16 protein-coding genes and 1 pseudogene are annotated in these 14,903 nt (G+C 61.1%); 12 read left to right on the forward strand and 5 right to left on the reverse strand.

The window, feature by feature from the left end:
* Position 1 precedes the first annotated feature (1 nt).
* Genes ISM_RS17340 through ISM_RS17385 form a run of 10 tightly spaced genes read left to right on the forward strand, consistent with a single transcriptional unit; the run spans position 2 to position 8,904 of the window.
* Complete coding sequence (locus tag ISM_RS17340) at positions 2-469, forward strand: copper chaperone PCu(A)C (protein WP_040618647.1); 468 nt, start codon at positions 2-4, stop codon at positions 467-469.
* Positions 469-1,095 carry an SCO family protein gene (locus ISM_RS17345; RefSeq protein ID WP_009815486.1) on the forward strand — a complete coding sequence of 209 codons (627 nt, stop codon included), beginning with the start codon at positions 469-471 and terminating at the stop codon, positions 1,093-1,095. The genes ISM_RS17340 and ISM_RS17345 overlap by 1 nt, the downstream gene beginning before the upstream one ends.
* Positions 1,092-2,465, forward strand: coding sequence for a M23 family metallopeptidase (locus ISM_RS17350; RefSeq protein WP_009815487.1), 1,374 nt, complete (start codon positions 1,092-1,094; stop codon positions 2,463-2,465). The genes ISM_RS17345 and ISM_RS17350 overlap by 4 nt, the downstream gene beginning before the upstream one ends.
* A gap of 3 nt (positions 2,466-2,468) precedes the next feature.
* Complete coding sequence (locus ISM_RS17355; protein WP_040618648.1) at positions 2,469-2,924, forward strand: DUF411 domain-containing protein; 456 nt, start codon at positions 2,469-2,471, stop codon at positions 2,922-2,924.
* Between the two features lie 12 nt (positions 2,925-2,936).
* Positions 2,937-3,719, forward strand: coding sequence for a ZIP family metal transporter (locus ISM_RS17360; protein ID WP_009815489.1), 783 nt, complete (start codon positions 2,937-2,939; stop codon positions 3,717-3,719).
* Between the two features lie 28 nt (positions 3,720-3,747).
* Complete coding sequence (lspA, locus tag ISM_RS17365; RefSeq protein ID WP_009815490.1) at positions 3,748-4,206, forward strand: signal peptidase II; 459 nt, start codon at positions 3,748-3,750, stop codon at positions 4,204-4,206.
* On the forward strand, positions 4,173-5,786 hold the full coding sequence (gene lnt, locus ISM_RS17370; RefSeq protein WP_009815491.1) for an apolipoprotein N-acyltransferase: 1,614 nt from the start codon (positions 4,173-4,175) through the stop codon (positions 5,784-5,786). Before lspA ends, lnt begins: the two co-directional genes overlap by 34 nt.
* Positions 5,777-5,944, forward strand: coding sequence for a hypothetical protein (locus ISM_RS18460; RefSeq protein WP_009815492.1), 168 nt, complete (start codon positions 5,777-5,779; stop codon positions 5,942-5,944). Before lnt ends, ISM_RS18460 begins: the two co-directional genes overlap by 10 nt.
* A gap of 24 nt (positions 5,945-5,968) precedes the next feature.
* Positions 5,969-7,906, forward strand: coding sequence for a penicillin acylase family protein (locus tag ISM_RS17380; protein WP_009815493.1), 1,938 nt, complete (start codon positions 5,969-5,971; stop codon positions 7,904-7,906).
* On the forward strand, positions 7,903-8,904 hold the full coding sequence (locus ISM_RS17385) for a cytochrome c oxidase assembly protein (protein WP_009815494.1): 1,002 nt from the start codon (positions 7,903-7,905) through the stop codon (positions 8,902-8,904). The genes ISM_RS17380 and ISM_RS17385 overlap by 4 nt, the downstream gene beginning before the upstream one ends.
* Positions 8,905-9,123: 219 nt before the next feature.
* On the opposite strand, the gene ISM_RS17390 is transcribed toward ISM_RS17385, so the two are convergent.
* The 3 genes from ISM_RS17390 to ISM_RS17400 form a co-directional block, all read right to left on the reverse strand.
* Positions 9,124-9,636: a L,D-transpeptidase family protein gene (locus ISM_RS17390; protein WP_040618649.1), complete on the reverse strand. Its 513-nt coding sequence runs from the start codon at positions 9,634-9,636 to the stop codon at positions 9,124-9,126.
* Between the two features lie 182 nt (positions 9,637-9,818).
* The gene (locus tag ISM_RS17395; RefSeq protein ID WP_009503851.1) at positions 9,819-10,106 is read right to left on the reverse strand and encodes a TFIIB-type zinc ribbon-containing protein; all 288 of its coding nucleotides are present in this window, start codon (positions 10,104-10,106) and stop codon (positions 9,819-9,821) included.
* A 34-nt stretch (positions 10,107-10,140) separates the two neighbouring features.
* On the reverse strand, positions 10,141-12,495 hold the full coding sequence (locus tag ISM_RS17400; protein WP_040618650.1) for a heavy metal translocating P-type ATPase: 2,355 nt from the start codon (positions 12,493-12,495) through the stop codon (positions 10,141-10,143).
* A gap of 182 nt (positions 12,496-12,677) precedes the next feature.
* On the opposite strand from ISM_RS17400, the gene ISM_RS17405 reads away from it, so the two are divergent.
* On the forward strand, positions 12,678-12,962 hold the full coding sequence (locus tag ISM_RS17405) for a hypothetical protein (protein ID WP_040618662.1): 285 nt from the start codon (positions 12,678-12,680) through the stop codon (positions 12,960-12,962).
* 25 nt (positions 12,963-12,987) lie between these two features.
* On the opposite strand, the gene ISM_RS17410 is transcribed toward ISM_RS17405, so the two are convergent.
* Positions 12,988-13,653: a L,D-transpeptidase gene (locus ISM_RS17410; protein WP_040618651.1), complete on the reverse strand. Its 666-nt coding sequence runs from the start codon at positions 13,651-13,653 to the stop codon at positions 12,988-12,990.
* 248 nt (positions 13,654-13,901) lie between these two features.
* Between ISM_RS17410 and ISM_RS18565 the strand changes: the two are divergent.
* Positions 13,902-14,278, forward strand: a pseudogene (locus ISM_RS18565) (transposase); the annotation flags it as partial.
* 122 nt (positions 14,279-14,400) lie between these two features.
* Here ISM_RS18565 and mntR read toward each other — a convergent pair.
* Complete coding sequence (gene mntR, locus ISM_RS17420; RefSeq protein ID WP_009815500.1) at positions 14,401-14,853, reverse strand: manganese-binding transcriptional regulator MntR; 453 nt, start codon at positions 14,851-14,853, stop codon at positions 14,401-14,403.
* Between the last annotated feature and the right edge of the window lie 50 nt (positions 14,854-14,903).

The raw sequence follows: 14,903 nt of genomic DNA on the forward strand, positions 1-14,903 counted from the left end.
GATGAGAAAGTATATTTTGACCAGCACACTGGCGGCGCTTTTTGCCCTTGGAGGGCTCTCGGTGCCCGCGCTGGCCGGACCCGAGGATGTTGTCGTCGTGAACGCGTGGTCCCGCGCCTCCATCGGGATGAACCGTCCCGGGGCCGCCTACATGACGATCCGCAACACTGGCGACGAGCCGGTGACGCTGATCGGTCTTACAACACCGCTCGCGATGATGCCCGAAATTCACGAGACGAAGACAAATGCCGAAGGTGTGAGTTCCATGAGCCCGGCGGGGGAGATCGCGATCGCCCCGGGCGAGAGCGTCGCGCTCGAACCGGGGGGCCTGCACGCAATGCTGATGCGGCTGCAAGAACTGATGACGGAAGGGGACACCTTTCCGCTGACCCTGCTTTTCGACGACGGAGGCGAAGTGACGGTCGAGGTGCCGATCCTCGGAATCGCCGCGCGGGGGCCTGAGGACTGATGCGGCGACGGGCGATCCTGGGGTACGGGGCGGCTGGTGTCGGGGCGGTCGCCCTGATGCTCTTCGTCGGTTGGTGGCAGGTCGATGGACCCGGTGGACCCGAACCTGTCGGGCAGCGGCCTGTGGCCCTGACCGAGATGGATTTTCGTCTGACGGATCATGAGGGCAACGCGGTCGGGCGGGAAACCCTGATCGGGCGACCGACGATGGCGTTCTTCGGCTTCACCTACTGTCCCGATGTCTGCCCGACCACGCTCTCGGACATTTCGGGATGGCTCGACGATCTGGGAGACGAGGCCGACAAGATGAACGTGGTTTTCATCACGGTCGATCCTGAGCGCGATACCGTCGCGGCGATGGCCGAATATGTCAGCTACTTTCATCCGGCGATCCGCGGCTGGACGGGGCCGGAGGAGCAGATAGCGCGCGTCGCGGACGGCTTCCGCGCCACCTACGAGCAAGTACCGACGGAGAGCGGCGATTACACGATGAACCACACCGCGAGCGTCTTCCTGTTCGCAGCCTCTGGGCGGTTCGTCACCATGATCGACTATCACGAAGCCAGAGAATACGCGGTGCCGAAAATTCGCCGCGCGCTGGCAGAAGAAATGGAGGGGGCGACATGAGGCTCAGAACTTTGGCGGCGGGTGTCGCAATTGCGGGGACGGTTTCGGGAGCGGCTATCGCCATCTCTGATTTCATGTCGAAAGAACCCGTGCCGCCGGAACTTGCCCAGGCAGGTAGCTGGATGCCCCAAGGTCCTGAAGCCCCTAGAAACGTTGACATCCTGGTGACGCTGCCCGCGACGGCATGGGCAGAGGATGCACCCGACCTCGGCCCCCTGCCCCTTCTGCAGGTCGCGTTTGCCGACAGGCCGGTAAGGGCGATCGAGCCACCGCTGTCGACGTGGTCGCGCGACATTGCACCTGGCGAGACGCTCGATTTCTTGCTGTCCGAAGCTGGACTTGCGGCACCTGACAGAGCCGAAGTTGCCCTCGCGCTTGGCGCGGAATACGATCTGCGACGGCTGCGGCCGGGGCACTCGGTCACTGTCGCTTCGACCGTGGACGGCAGCCCCCGCACCGTCTCACTCGCCGTCGAGGACGGGGTTCGGATCGAGGTGGTTTTCGGCGAGCAGTTGTCTACGCAGGTAGTGGCTCCGGATCCGGAGATCGTAACCCTTGCCGGCGAAGCCGTGATCGACAGCTCTATCTTCGCGGCACTCGACGAAGCCGGCATACCCGCCCGTTTTTCCGTGGACCTTGCGCAGATGCTGGGTGGGACCGTGGATTTCCGCCGCGAGTTGGCCGGTGGCGAGACACTAAGGCTTCTTTGGCGCGAGGCGCGTGTGGGCGAGGACAGGATCGGACAACCCGATCTTGCCTTTGCCGCATTGGAGATCGGCGGTTCGCTTTACGAGATCGTATGGCCGGACGACGGCAGCGGTCAGGCGACGATCTACGTCGATGGCGAGGTGCTGCGCGTCTTCGCACAGCCGGTCGAGGGTGCGCGCCTCAGCTCGGTGTTCGGACGCCGCACGCATCCGGTCTTTGGCAACGTCCGGATGCACACCGGCGTCGATTTCGCAGCGGCACGTGGGACACCGGTTCAATCGACGGCACCGGGGCGGGTCAGTTTCATCGGCTGGCGAGGCGGCTATGGTCGAGTGGTCGAAATCGCCCACGGCTCCGACACCATGACGCGCTATGCGCATCTGAGCGCCGTGCCGGATGGCCTGGCACAAGGCCAACGCGTTGCGGCGGGAGATGTGATCGGCCGCGTCGGCGCGACTGGCACGGCGACAGGTCCGAACCTACACTACGAAGTCCTCGTGGATGGGCGCCCGACTGACCCCCTCGCTGACGACCGGCTCGCCGAAGCAGCTGAGAGCGAAGCGGATGATACCGCCGCGCTCTCGCGTCTGGCCGAGGCGCGCGCGCTTCTGAATCAAAACCTCGGCAGCGAGATTGCCGAAACGACAACCGAAAGGCTCTGACCCATGAAACGCATGACCCAAGCTCTGGCAATCACCCTCGCCCTGTTACCAGCGGCAAAGGCCCTCGCAGAGGCAACGGCGATCGACGTCCGCAAGACGAACGGTTGCGGCTGTTGCCTGTCTTGGATGAACCATCTCGAAGAAAACGGGTTTGCGCCGACGGGCGAGAACATGTTCGGTGGGTCGCTGGTTCGCTTCAAGCTCGACAACGGCGTGCCGCAGCGCATGGTCTCCTGCCACACCGCGCTCATTGATGGCTACGTGATCGAAGGCCATGTCCCGGCCGCTGACATCCGCCGCATTCTCGAGGAGCGCCCGGACGCCGTCGGCCTCGCCGTTCCGGGGATGCCCTATGGCTCGCCCGGCATGGGGCCAGAAGACGACCGCGAGGCCTATGATGTCTTCCTCATCCGCAAGGACGGGTCGACGGAAGTCTTTTCGAGCTACGCCGAAGGATAATCTGGCCCGCCCATGGAAAATCTGTCTCCGATAATGCTCGGCTTTCTCGGAAGTCTCGCCGCCGGTTCGCTCACGGCAGTCGGAGCAGCTCCCGTGCTGTTTGGGCGCATCCCGTCCCGGGCCACGCGCGATCTGTCGCTCGGCTTCGCTGCCGGTGTCATGCTGGCCGCTTCCTTCTTTTCGCTGATTATCCCGGCACTGGATGCGGCAGAGCCGATGTTCGAAAACGGCGCGATGCCTGCGGCCATCGTATGCGTCTCGATCCTTCTGGGCATGGGCGCTGTCGCCCTGATGAACGAAAAGCTGCCGCACGAGCATTTCAAGACGGGACGCGAAGGGCCCGAAGCGGCGTCTTTGCGGCGGGTCTGGCTGTTCATCATCGCGATCACGATCCACAACTTCCCCGAAGGCCTCGCGGTCGGGGTCGGCTTCGGATCCGGAGGTATGGAGGGCGGTCTGCCGCTTGCTGTCGGCATCGGGCTTCAGAATGCGCCCGAAGGATTGGCCGTCGCTGTATCTCTGCTGGGCGAGGGATATCCGAAGCTGCGCGCCTGGGGCATTGCGGCGCTAACGGGCATGGTCGAGCCGATTGGCGGTCTGCTCGGGGCCGGCATCATCACACTGTCGGAACCGCTGCTTCCATGGGGACTGGCCTTTGCCGCGGGCGCAATGCTCTACGTCATCAGCCACGAGATTATCCCCGAAACGCATCGCAGCGGCCATAAGAACAGGGCAACGCTCGGACTCGCAGTCGGGCTCGTTCTGATGCTGTTCCTTGATGTCTGGTTGGGATGAGGCAATGTCATCATACAAAGTATCTCCGATGATCGGCGTCTTTGCAGCGCTTGCTGCGTTCGCGATCGATCAGATCACCAAAGCCATTGTCGTTGCGAATGCCGTCACTTTAAGCGCCGGGATTTCCGTGTTTCCGGGATTCAACCTCGTCTTTTATCGTAATGATGGCGTGACTTTCGGGATGCTGGGCGGCGCGCCGTTGTGGAGCCTCATCGCTCTCGCTCTTGCCATCTGTGTTTGGCTGGGGGTTATGCTGATTCGCGCCGAAAATGCGGTCGAAACACTTGCCTATGGCGCGATCATTGGCGGAGCCCTGGGCAATGTCATCGACCGTGTGCGGTATCGGGCTGTGACAGACTTTCTCGATTTCTACATTGGCACAACACATTGGCCTGCCTTCAACATGGCCGATGTATTTGTCGTCAGTGGCGTGGGGCTCTTGCTCGCCGCGCCATGGATCAGCGCGCGGCGTCCGATCAAGTCGTGAAGATGGAAATTCTGAACCGCATCGCTCTGCGCAAACCTCTGCTTTCGCGGATGACGCTTGGTTTCGCCGCCGGTGCGCTGACGGTTCTGACTTTCCCGCCTTTCTCGCTTCTCCTTCTTGTTCCCGTTGCCTATTCCGCGTTGTTTGTCGGTCTTCGCGATCTCTCCTTCGGGCGTGCTTTCCTCGTCGGCTGGGCATTTGGTCTCGGCCAGTTCGGTTTCGGGATTTCGTGGATTGCAGAGAGTTTCTACGTCGAGGCCGAGCGGTTTGGGGCGATGGCAATCCCGGCCGTCGGGGGATTGTCCGCAGGTCTCGCGATTTTCCCGGCCATTGCCGCAGCGCTCTTCGCCGAAATCGCGCGGCGCGGAACCATGGGCAGTCTCTTGGCCTGCCTCGCGTTCGCGACCTCCTGGACCGTGGCAGAGTGGTTGCGTGGTCACGTTCTGACAGGGTTTCCGTGGAACTTGGCCGGTTACGCACTTGTAGACTACGCCGCCCTTCGCCAGACCGCCGCCTGGGTCGGAAGCTATGGGTTAAGCTTTCTCAGCGTGTTCGTCGCGGCACTTCCCGGCGCGGCTGTCATGACGTCCGGGCGGCAACGATTGACCGTTTCGCTCATGGCACTGGCGGGCATCGCGACGATGTGGGCTGTCGGCACGCTTCGCCTCCAGTCGGATGCACAACAGCCACCCGGTGTCGACCTGCGCATCGTCCAGGGCAACATTCCACAAGAAGAGAAATGGGCGCCCGAGAACCGCGAGGCGACCTTCGCGCGCTATCTCGAACTTTCTTCCCGCCCCGGCAATTTCGACGTTCTTCTCTGGCCGGAAACCGCCTTTCCGGGTTTCCTCGATGAGGATAAGAGGGCGCGGGCCCGGATTGCCACTGCGCTACCGGAAGGCAGCGTGCTGCTCACCGGAGTGCCGGACCGTGTACCGAGCGAGGATGGCACCCGATATTTCAACACGGTCCAGGCTTTTGGCGATACCGGCAAAATCCTGACCGGATACGCGAAACACCATCTCGTACCCTTCGGCGAATATGTGCCATTCCGCGGCTGGTTGCCCATCGAGCGGCTCACGGCGGGTCTGGGCGATTTTACGCCCGGACCGGGCCCGCGAACGCTTGCGCTTCCGGGTGTGCCGCTGGTCGCCGTGGCGATCTGCTATGAGATCATCTTCCCAGGGCATGTGGTCGACGACCTGTTCCGGCCGGACTGGATTTTCAATGCGACCAACGATGCTTGGTTCGGAACCAGCATTGGACCGGAGCAGCATCTCGCCTCCGCACGCATGCGCGCTGTCGAGGAAGGGCTTCCCATCGTCCGGGCCGCAAACACAGGGATCTCCGCGATCATCGACGCAAACGGTGACCTCGTCGCGCGGCTCGGCAACGGAGAAACCGGTGTCATAGATGCGGCTCTGCCCTCTGCTCATCCGTCAACGCTCTATGCGCGCTTCGGCGACTGGGCGCTGCTGGCTCTCATCTTCACTACTTGGGCCGTGGGACTGGCTGCAGGTCTGGTCGGCACACACCGGTGCAACAAGAGAACAAGAACGGAGAAAAAGTCATGCTGGTAATCGCGGGCATTGTCGCGGGTGCGATCTGGGGTGGATATCTGGCGCGACGCCGAAAAGGAAACCGGCTGGATATCCTCCAGTATGCGGCGAGTTCGGCGATCGCCTTCGGTCTTCTCACCTATTTCATATCGGTGGTCCTCTTGCGCATCTTTTTTTAAGAAGGGTTTCGAAACAGCACCGACATGAGACGGCTTTTCAACATATTGCTGTACGGGTTTCTGGCAATCTGCATCACGGTATCGGTTGGTTCCGGGTTGGTCTATTTTCTGCTGAGCGCATCCGTTCCCGATTACGACGAGGACTTCACGGTCGCAGGCTTAGGCGGACCGGTCGACATTCTGCGAGATTCTTCGGCAGTCCCGCACATCTCCGCAGCTTCCGCTGCGGATGTTTACTTCGCGACCGGCTTCGTTCACGCCCAAGACAGGCTCGGTCAACTGTTAAGGGCAAGGCGAAAAGCGGAAGCTTCGTGGCCATCGGATGAGATCTTGGACCTTGAGCCAGCGGTCTCAGACGCGCTCGCATCCTATGCCGCCGGCGTTAATGCGTGGCTGGAGCTAGTGTCGGAAGGCGGGCGTGGCCGAGGCTCTCCGGAGCTGCTGATCGCAGACGAACGGTCGATCGCGGCCTGGACACCCGGCGATAGCCTGAGGATTGCCCGGTCTTTCCTGAATGGCCTGCGACCGGGAAGCGCACGGGAAGGAATGCCGAGTATATCAGGTGCCATTATACCGGCGGATCGCCTGAGAGTGCCCGAACTGTTTGCGACTGATCCGGAGCAGCGCCTTGATGCATGGGCGATCGACGGCGACCGAACAGCGACCGGAACGCCAATTCTAGCCGCCGATATCAGCGGTTCCCTGTCGCTTCCCTCGGAATGGTATCTCGCAGATCTTCAATTTTCGACAGGGCCGGCCATAGGGGCCACAATACCGGGCGTACCTTTCGTTATTGTCGGTCGCAATGCGCGCGTCGCCTGGGCCTTCCGGTCATTTCCCGTGCCAGACGAGGAGGCACCAAGGGGGCCGTCACCCGTGCGGGCGGCAGGTTTCCTGACGATGCTGGAGCTGTTCGCGCGTTCGGCCGACGCGATCGATGCCATCGGAGTTGCCGCAGACATGTTGCCGAAGGGCATGGAGGCATTGGCCATTGACCGAGAGACCGTTGCCCGATGGCCAAGAGCGGAGGCCGTACGGGCGTCGTCTTTTCGCGACATTCGACTGGCGGAGCTTGAAGCGCGGCAATCGATCTTCTCGACGGAAGGCGCCATCGGTGTTCAAAGGGACACCGTAAGTTCCGTGGCGCGAACCCTCCTGCCCCTGATGGCGAAAGAGCTTTGGTTCGTGCAGTCCAGAGACAGCATCGAAGGCACCGATGCGGACAGCCTTCGTCGTGAGCTTCTGGACAGGCTTGCCTCGTGGAATGGCGAAATGGATCGCTATTCACCGGAACCTCTGCTGTTCTGGACCTGGGTCCGGGCTTTGCAGCAGCGCATTTTGAAGGACGAGTTTCCGACAGCGGAGCAACTCTGGACCCGTCCGAACCCAAACTTTCTTTATGCGGTACTCAGCGATCGTCGCGGTAGCGCGATCTGGTGCGACATCCGCCTATCCTCACCTCGCGAGACATGTGAGGAGCAGGTTCGCGTGGCCCTGGATGATGCCCTTGGCTGGCTGGTCGATCGATATGGGCGCGATCCCTCGACGTGGACCTGGGGGGAGGAGCATAGATTGGACATGCAGTGGTCGCCAATCAGTTCACGTGGGTTGCTGACCGACCTGCTGTCCCTTCAAGCGCCGATTTCAGGCGATCCGTATACGCTATTCTTGACATCATTTGGTGTCGAAGAAGACCGTCCATTCCTTGTGAGTGCCGGAAGCAATTTTCAGGCGGTCATGTCGATATCGGAAGCAGCGGGATCATACTACATCTCGCCCACCGGACAGTCGGGACATCCGCTATCTCGATTCTACGACAATCTCTTTCCCTCCTGGATACGAGGCGAATACCTGGCCATGTCGACCGATCTGTCACTGGCCCGTGGCGGCGCTTCCGGGATCTCGCGACTCACACCGGCTACCTCGGACAGTCCTCGGATGAGCGAGGGCCAGAGCGAATGATCACGAACCTCTTCTTTCTTTACGACCCTTTCGGCGATGCGCTGTCACCGGTGTCGCTCATTGTTGTCGGCCTTACAGCATGGCTGTTTTTGCGTGGGCTCAAAATACACGTTCGCTGTCTCGGAAGGGTTTCTGGCTGGCGTCGAACCGTCTTCTTTGTCGGCCTCGCGGTCGTCCTCGTCGCGACGAATGGGCCGCTCCCGCCATTGGGGCACAGTCTGTTTTCTGTACATCAGGTCGAGCATCTTCTTCTGCGACTGGTAGGACCGCTTCTTATCGCGGTTTCTCAGCCCTGGCTTGGCCTTCAAGCCGGATTGAAAAGGGAATGGCGCCGACGCCTTGCCGCGATTGGGCGTGCGCGCATCCCGCGATTCTTGGCGCTTCCTGCATCTGCCACCTCCCTGTTGATTGGCGCGCTTTTCGTCTGGCAGATCCCGATGATCTACGCCCTTACACAACGTATTGCGGCGATGGAAGCGCTGGCACATCTGTCTATGGTGCTGGCGGGGCTTTGGTACTTTGCTATGCTGTTCGATCCGCGTGATCCGCCTGAAGGAGCGCGGCGCGGTGCTCGACTGATGTCAGGGTTCGTGGTGATCGTTTCCAACATCTTTCTGGGCTCCCTGACAACGCTCAAGGAGGTGCCCCTCTATGGATCAGAAATCATCGCAGCGAGCGGTGGTCGACTTCGCGCCCTGGCTGACGAGACAATCGGCGGTTACGTAATCTGGGTCCCGTCGTCGATGGTTCTCATCGTGGCAATCATCCTGGTGCTGAACGGCTGGAACGCAGCGGAGGAACGGCGCTGGACGTCCCGCTACGACCTGATGCGCCAATCGAATGCGGCGGCGCTCGAGTTTCCGGAAACCGCGGAGGAACTGCGTCTGAAAGTAGAGAAGCCGAACCGGGACATGGGCCGTACCCTCGCCCTTGGCGCATTCGCCATGTTCATGGTTGTCATGATTACCGTCGTGACCATCGTCTATGCCCTCGGATAGATTGAATTCGACATGATACCAGACGTATTCTTCCCCGCTAGGGCCCGCCTGTTTCGCCACTGCCACGGCTGGACACATATTGTAGTGTCCTTACGCGTACCGGGTGCTTGCGCTGGCCCACGGCGGCGAGCGTCACTTTGGCCGTGATCGCCATCGAAGCGATCAACGTGGCCCTGTGCCGACGATTTGCCTGATCTGACGGAAGATCATCTCCTCCCATCAGGCGTAGATGTCGATCGGTGTTCCGTCTTTCACCATTGCATAGATGTCCTCGATCTGCCGATCTGTGACCGCGATGCAGCCAGCTGTCCAGTCGCGGACGTCCGTTGGGTCGATGCCTGGGCGTGGACCACCATGGATGAAGATGTCGCCGCCGGGGGAAAGGCCCTGCGCTTCAGCAAAGGCGATGTCGGCCTCATTCGGATAGGAGATGCCAACCGAAAGATGATACGTACTTTCGGGGTTGCGCTTATCGACTACGTAAGCGCCCTCAGGGGTCCGGCCGTCTCCCTCGAATTGCTTGTGACCCTCAGGAGCGAAACCCAGCCCGACCGGATAGGTTTGCAATACGCGATCGGCTCCGTCCAGAACAAGCAAACGCTGCCCCTTGTAAAGCCGAACACGGGTCACCTCGGGTCCGCCATAGCTGCGGAACTTGCTGGCACAGCCAGACAAAAACGCTGCCAACCCGCCCAACAGGACGGCGCGGCGGGGAAATCGGATGGTTTTCACTGCTCGATGCCTCTTTCGTGAGGTCTGATATGGACATTACGTTACCTTGCAAATGCTGCGTGATCAATGTCCGTGGGCAAGCGCGGCCTTTGCCATCTCTGGACCAACCTGCTCACCGCTGAATGCCTTGCGGGCCTACCGCAGCGCCTTGAGGGCGACCGGCAGGGAGGCCACGGCAAGCCTTAATCGAACAACTCGTGAAGCCAGGATTTGCGGCGATAGCCGTGCTTGCCGTCGCCGCCGCCGTGCTTTCCGCGCCGGTAGCCGCGATCATCGTCGTAGCCGCGCGGCTCAGGCACCCGCTGAGGCGCCACATCGGGTGCCGAACGCTCGATGATCTTGTCCAGTTCGCCCCGGTCTAGCCAGACACCCCGGCAATCGGGACAGAAGTCGATCTCGATCCCCTGGCGGTCGGTCATGCTCAAGGGCACCTCGCAAACCGGACACATCATCCTGCCCTTCACGCTCATGTCTCGTCTCGGCTCCTTTCCGGGTTCTCCCAGTTCAATGACCATGTGCCAGCGCCCCTTTGGCCAAGCCTTCGCCAACCTGCTCACCGCCGGACGGCGGTGCCTTGGCCTCTTGGCTGTTCAGCAGGCGCAGGGCGTTGGCCACCACCAGCAATGACACTCCTACATCGGCTGCAATAGCGCCCCACATCGATGCCACTCCGAACGCAGTAGCGACGACGAAAACGCCCTTGGTCGCCAAGGAAATACCGATGTTCTGATGGATAATCGACATTGTCCGGCGCGAATGACCGATCAGCCAAGGCACCTTGCCGAGATCGTCGGTCATCAGGGCTATATCCGCCGTCTCGATTGCCGCGTCCGAACCAACGGCACCCATTGCGATGGCGTAATGCGCGCGCGCCATGGCCGGGGCGTCGTTGACCCCGTCGCCGATCATGGCCACCATGTCATGCGTTTCGACCAGTTCTTCGATGGCAGTCACCTTGTCTTCGGGCAGAAGCTCGGCACGGACCTCGTCGATGCCGACCTCGGCTGCAACAGCGCGCGCTGTCCGCTCGTTATCACCGGTCAGCATGACGATGGTCTTCACACCCTGCGCGTGAAGCTGCGCCACGATGCCTTTGGCATCCGGGCGGATACGGTCGCGCAATTCCAAGATGCCGGTGACACCGGTGTCGTCGCCCACGGCAACAAGGGTGCTGCCAGCCCCTTCGATGCGGTCGCGCAAATCCTTCGGAATGGCGTCGCCGAAACCCTTCTCCTCGGCAAACCGGTCCGACCCCAGCCAGATCGACCGGCCGTCTGTGCGTCCTTCAAGTCCCCTGCCCGGAACGGTTCGGGTATCTTCCGCGGCGGATACCTTGATGCCGTCGGCTTCTGCCCGCGCAAGAATGGCGCGCGCCAAGGGATGCGAGGAACGTGCCTCCAGCCCAGCGGCGAGGGTCATCAGATCTTGCGCCGATGCTTTGCCCAGCGGATGCACCGCCGCCACCTCGGGCTCGCCCATGGTGATCGTGCCGGTCTTGTCCATGGCCAGTGCAGTGGTCTTGCCCGGTGCCTCAACATATGCACCGCCCTTGATCAGCACCCCGGCCCGCGCTGAGGCGGTGAGTGCAGCGACGATGGAGACCGGTGTCGAGATGACCAGAGCGCATGGGCAAGCGATCACCAGCAGCACGAGTGCATTGTAGAACCAATAATCCCAGGCCCCCCCGAAAATGAGCGGCGGCAGCAGGGCAATTGCAATGGCGAGAGCCATGACGATAGGCGTATAGATGCGGGCGAATTTCGCCACCCACTGCTCCACCGGCGCGCGGCGGGCATGGGCGTCACCGACCATGCGGATGATCTTGGCCAATACGGTGTCCGAGGCGGCCTTCGTGGCGCGCACCGTCAGTGTGCCTTCGCCGTTGATCGTACCGGCATAGACTTCGTCGCCCCGTTCCTTTGGGACCAGCGCACTCTCTCCGGTGATTGGCGCCTGATCGACGGCCCCTGCCCCATCGACAACCTCACCATCCAATGGGATGCGGTCTCCGCCGCGCACGACGAAACGTGCGTTGATAGCAACCGCGGAAGCCGGTACGTCCGCTTCCGAACCGTCATCATAAAGAATTCTTGCCGTCGGCGGCGCCAGGTCCAGCAGAGCTGAAACCGCATTCCTCGCACGCCCGACGCTCCAGCTTTCGAGGAAAAGCGAGAGCGAGAAGAAGAACGCAACCGTCGCCGCCTCGAAAAATTCGCCGAGGCTAATTGCACCCGCGACTGCGATGACCATGAGCAGGTTCATGTCGGGCGACAGCCGCCGTGCGGACGACCATGCCTTGGGCGCCACGAGCCAAACACCGAACAGGATCGCAACCGCGAATAACCCTGCCTCGACCAGTGGCATCGGCGCTTCGCCGTGCCCTGCGAAGAGGCCGAGTGCCCCCCCCATGCCGGTCTCGATGATGTGCCACAGAAATCCCGCGGCCCAGAAGCCGCCGCTGAGCGCCGTAAACAGCCGCTGGCGTGCAAGATGGGCCGCCTGGTCGACCGACGCGTTTTCGGCATCCCAAGGCTTGGCGGTCATGCCGGTGCTTGCGACCAGTTCTGCAATTTCGCCGTTCGATACACTCTTGGCGCTGTCGAGAATAGTCATCCGTCCATTGATCACGTCGAACGCAAGATGTTCGGCCCCGCCGATCTTCGGGCCGACCACCTTGTTCAGGATTGCTACCTCCTCGGCGCAATCGAGGCCGGACACCTGAAAACTGCGCCCGCCCGCTGGCGCGGGGGTCGCCGGAACGGTGTCGCCGCACGTTCCGGCGCTCCCGCAGCAGCTGCCGCCGCTTGTCTGGGCATCTTCGGCGTGATCGTGGTCGTGACGATGGGTGTCGGACGGCATGAATGGACCTCTGGATTCGGGTGCTTTACCATGACATAGCCCCTACAGTAGCTAGAGCTTCAAGAGCAAAATACGGTGGTAATTCAGTTTGATTTATTGCTAGAGGATGCGGTGACCGGCTCCATCACGCCTTGAGGCATGAACAGCCGCTGCAAAGAAAAACAGACATGAAAGGAAGCTTGATGCGGGTTTTGATGCTGAAGCAAAAAATGATGGTCGCAGTGGCGCTGTCGCTTACGGCCGGGTGCGCAGTCCAGCCGACTGGACCGGGCGACGCGGCAGACCAGCCGGGCAACGTTCCCGAAGCCGTGATTGCGATGGCTGCCCCGGATCAGAATGTTGCGACCGCGCGCTTGGTGCCGGAAGACGGCTGCTATTGGTACGAACACAGCGGCCCCGTCGAAACGACCTTGCTGCCGCTGCGCACGGCGAACGGCAATCGTATCTGCACCCCTCGCGAAACTTAGCTACGTTTGCCGACCGCTGCTTGGCTTAGCTGCGGGCAGTGACGCTGTCCTCTGCCGAGTAAAGATAGGCCGTAGAGCCGGTTTCGACGTTCAGGTAAAGGTCATTGATATGGGCCATAACCATCCGTACGCAGCCCGAACTTGCGCGGCCACCGATACTCCGTGGGCTCGGAGTGCCATGGATGCGCAGAAGGGTATCGCGATCCCCGACGTAGAGATACAGCGCCCTTGAACCAAGCGCGTTTTCCGGTCCGGGTTCCATGCCATCGGCAATGTCAGCATAAAGTTCGGGGTCGCGATTGATCATGCTCTGTGTCGGTTGCCAGTGCGGCCACCTGACCTTGCGCTTGATGATATAGACACCCGGCTCATAGAGGTTCCCCCGCGCGATGGCCACGCCGTAGCGCATCGCGGTTCCACCCTCTTCAATGTGGTAGAGATATCGTGCGACCGCGTCGACATGGATATCTCCCGGCACGAGACCGGCCTTCGCGACCACACGTTGCGGTAGGAACCGCGGGTGCAATCCCCATGGGTTGGAAGTCTCGGCAACATAATCCTGAGGCGTCACCTGTGCGTCCCATTCAGCCTTCTGAGCCTCGGTGGGCCAAGTGTCGGCAAAAGCCATACCGGGACCGGTCACCGAAAAAAGCGCCGTTGTTGTCTGAATGAAGTGTCGTCTTGTCAGCATTTTGTACCCTTTCGGTTCCCGCCGGCGATTGATGGCAAGAACGGTATGTGTTCTCATTGAATAGATAGGACTTCTAGTGGCTAGAGGTTCAAGGGCAAATTTTCGTGAGCAAACATGCGATCCTGGCAGTTTCCAGTTTGCTTGGGAGGAGAAAACTGCTCGCACGATACCTGGTCCGAAGTTGCGCAGCGACACTTCGTGAAATCGCAGATTGTCTGGAAATTTAGGCACAGCGGCTTCGATATCGCGACCATGAGATCGGGAGCGTCACGGCACACGGAACTTACGCCACTCGCAAATACTACGATGCCATCTCTGGCTCCGGCTCTCATTCCGTTATTTCACCCCGTAAGAACGCAAAGCTTGGATGGAGATCATAGCTGTAGCGGCGGCTCGTAATTAGGCCATACGGGCATCGCAGTATCTGGGCTGTGCGCTCTGGCGACAATGGAGCGGATATCCCCGCCGAAGCCGCGCCGAGACGAAGATGCAATGTGTGAAACTGCTTGGTCAGCCGCTCATCGCGTCGGACTTTGGCCGCCATGGTGCGAAGCTTCAGTTCCGCTTAGCAGTCGTCAACAGCTACACCGCCCTTGGCATCCCCGTCACAGAAGCTTTGGAATAAGTCCGTCCGGAGAATGGTTAACACCGCCTATCAGCCTATTTGTAGAACATTGCATCGAGGACCCCTCGATTGGTAAGTTAAAGTCTAAGGTCAACCCGCTTACTTCAACGGCAACCACCCGACTATGACCGCTGGGAAAACGCCGCGAACAGCGCAAGCGTCCGTTCGCTGACATGGTGCTCGATGCCTTCGGCATCGCGTTCAGCCGTCTCGGGGTCGAGCCCGAGGCTCAGGAGAAACCGCAAGACGATCTCGTGGCGGTGCCTGCATTCCTTGGCGAGCGCCCGGCCTTCCTCGGTCAGGAAGACCGAGCGATACTTCGCACGGGTGATCAAGCCGTCCCGCGCCAGACGGCCAAGTGTTTTTGCGACCGTCGGCGCAGTCACGCCCATCCGTGTCGCGATATCGACCGGCCGGGCCTCGCCGTTCTCGTGGATGAGTTCGGCGATCAGTTCGACATAATCTTCCGCCACTTCGCTGCGCCGCGCTTCGCGCACACCGATGAAGGCCTCGGCGCGGGATTCGACCGCACGTGCCTCTGCCTCGGTTGAATCAAGGTTCTCATCATCCGTCATGCCGTCACCCTCGCACGATCGGGATTGACTCGTAAAGCCTAAGCGATGAT

The sequence above is a fragment of the Roseovarius nubinhibens ISM genome, from assembly GCF_000152625.1.
In the GTDB taxonomy this organism is placed as follows: domain Bacteria; phylum Pseudomonadota; class Alphaproteobacteria; order Rhodobacterales; family Rhodobacteraceae; genus Roseovarius; species Roseovarius nubinhibens.

Excerpts from the sequence above, each read along its gene's own strand:
- ISM_RS17340 (WP_040618647.1), top strand. The coding sequence starts at position 2 with ATGAGAAAGTATATTTTGACCAGCACACTGGCGGCGCTTTTTGCCCTT.
- ISM_RS17345 (WP_009815486.1), top strand. The coding sequence starts at position 469 with ATGCGGCGACGGGCGATCCTGGGGTACGGGGCGGCTGGTGTCGGGGCG.
- ISM_RS17350 (WP_009815487.1), top strand. The coding sequence starts at position 1,092 with ATGAGGCTCAGAACTTTGGCGGCGGGTGTCGCAATTGCGGGGACGGTT.
- ISM_RS17355 (WP_040618648.1), top strand. The coding sequence starts at position 2,469 with ATGAAACGCATGACCCAAGCTCTGGCAATCACCCTCGCCCTGTTACCA.
- ISM_RS17360 (WP_009815489.1), top strand. The coding sequence starts at position 2,937 with ATGGAAAATCTGTCTCCGATAATGCTCGGCTTTCTCGGAAGTCTCGCC.
- lspA (WP_009815490.1), top strand. The coding sequence starts at position 3,748 with ATGATCGGCGTCTTTGCAGCGCTTGCTGCGTTCGCGATCGATCAGATC.
- lnt (WP_009815491.1), top strand. The coding sequence starts at position 4,173 with ATGGATCAGCGCGCGGCGTCCGATCAAGTCGTGAAGATGGAAATTCTG.
- ISM_RS18460 (WP_009815492.1), top strand. The coding sequence starts at position 5,777 with ATGCTGGTAATCGCGGGCATTGTCGCGGGTGCGATCTGGGGTGGATAT.
- ISM_RS17380 (WP_009815493.1), top strand. The coding sequence starts at position 5,969 with ATGAGACGGCTTTTCAACATATTGCTGTACGGGTTTCTGGCAATCTGC.
- ISM_RS17385 (WP_009815494.1), top strand. The coding sequence starts at position 7,903 with ATGATCACGAACCTCTTCTTTCTTTACGACCCTTTCGGCGATGCGCTG.
- ISM_RS17395 (WP_009503851.1), bottom strand. The coding sequence starts at position 10,106 with ATGAGCGTGAAGGGCAGGATGATGTGTCCGGTTTGCGAGGTGCCCTTG.
- ISM_RS17400 (WP_040618650.1), bottom strand. The coding sequence starts at position 12,495 with ATGCCGTCCGACACCCATCGTCACGACCACGATCACGCCGAAGATGCC.
- ISM_RS17405 (WP_040618662.1), top strand. The coding sequence starts at position 12,678 with ATGCGGGTTTTGATGCTGAAGCAAAAAATGATGGTCGCAGTGGCGCTG.
- ISM_RS17410 (WP_040618651.1), bottom strand. The coding sequence starts at position 13,653 with ATGCTGACAAGACGACACTTCATTCAGACAACAACGGCGCTTTTTTCG.
- mntR (WP_009815500.1), bottom strand. The coding sequence starts at position 14,853 with ATGACGGATGATGAGAACCTTGATTCAACCGAGGCAGAGGCACGTGCG.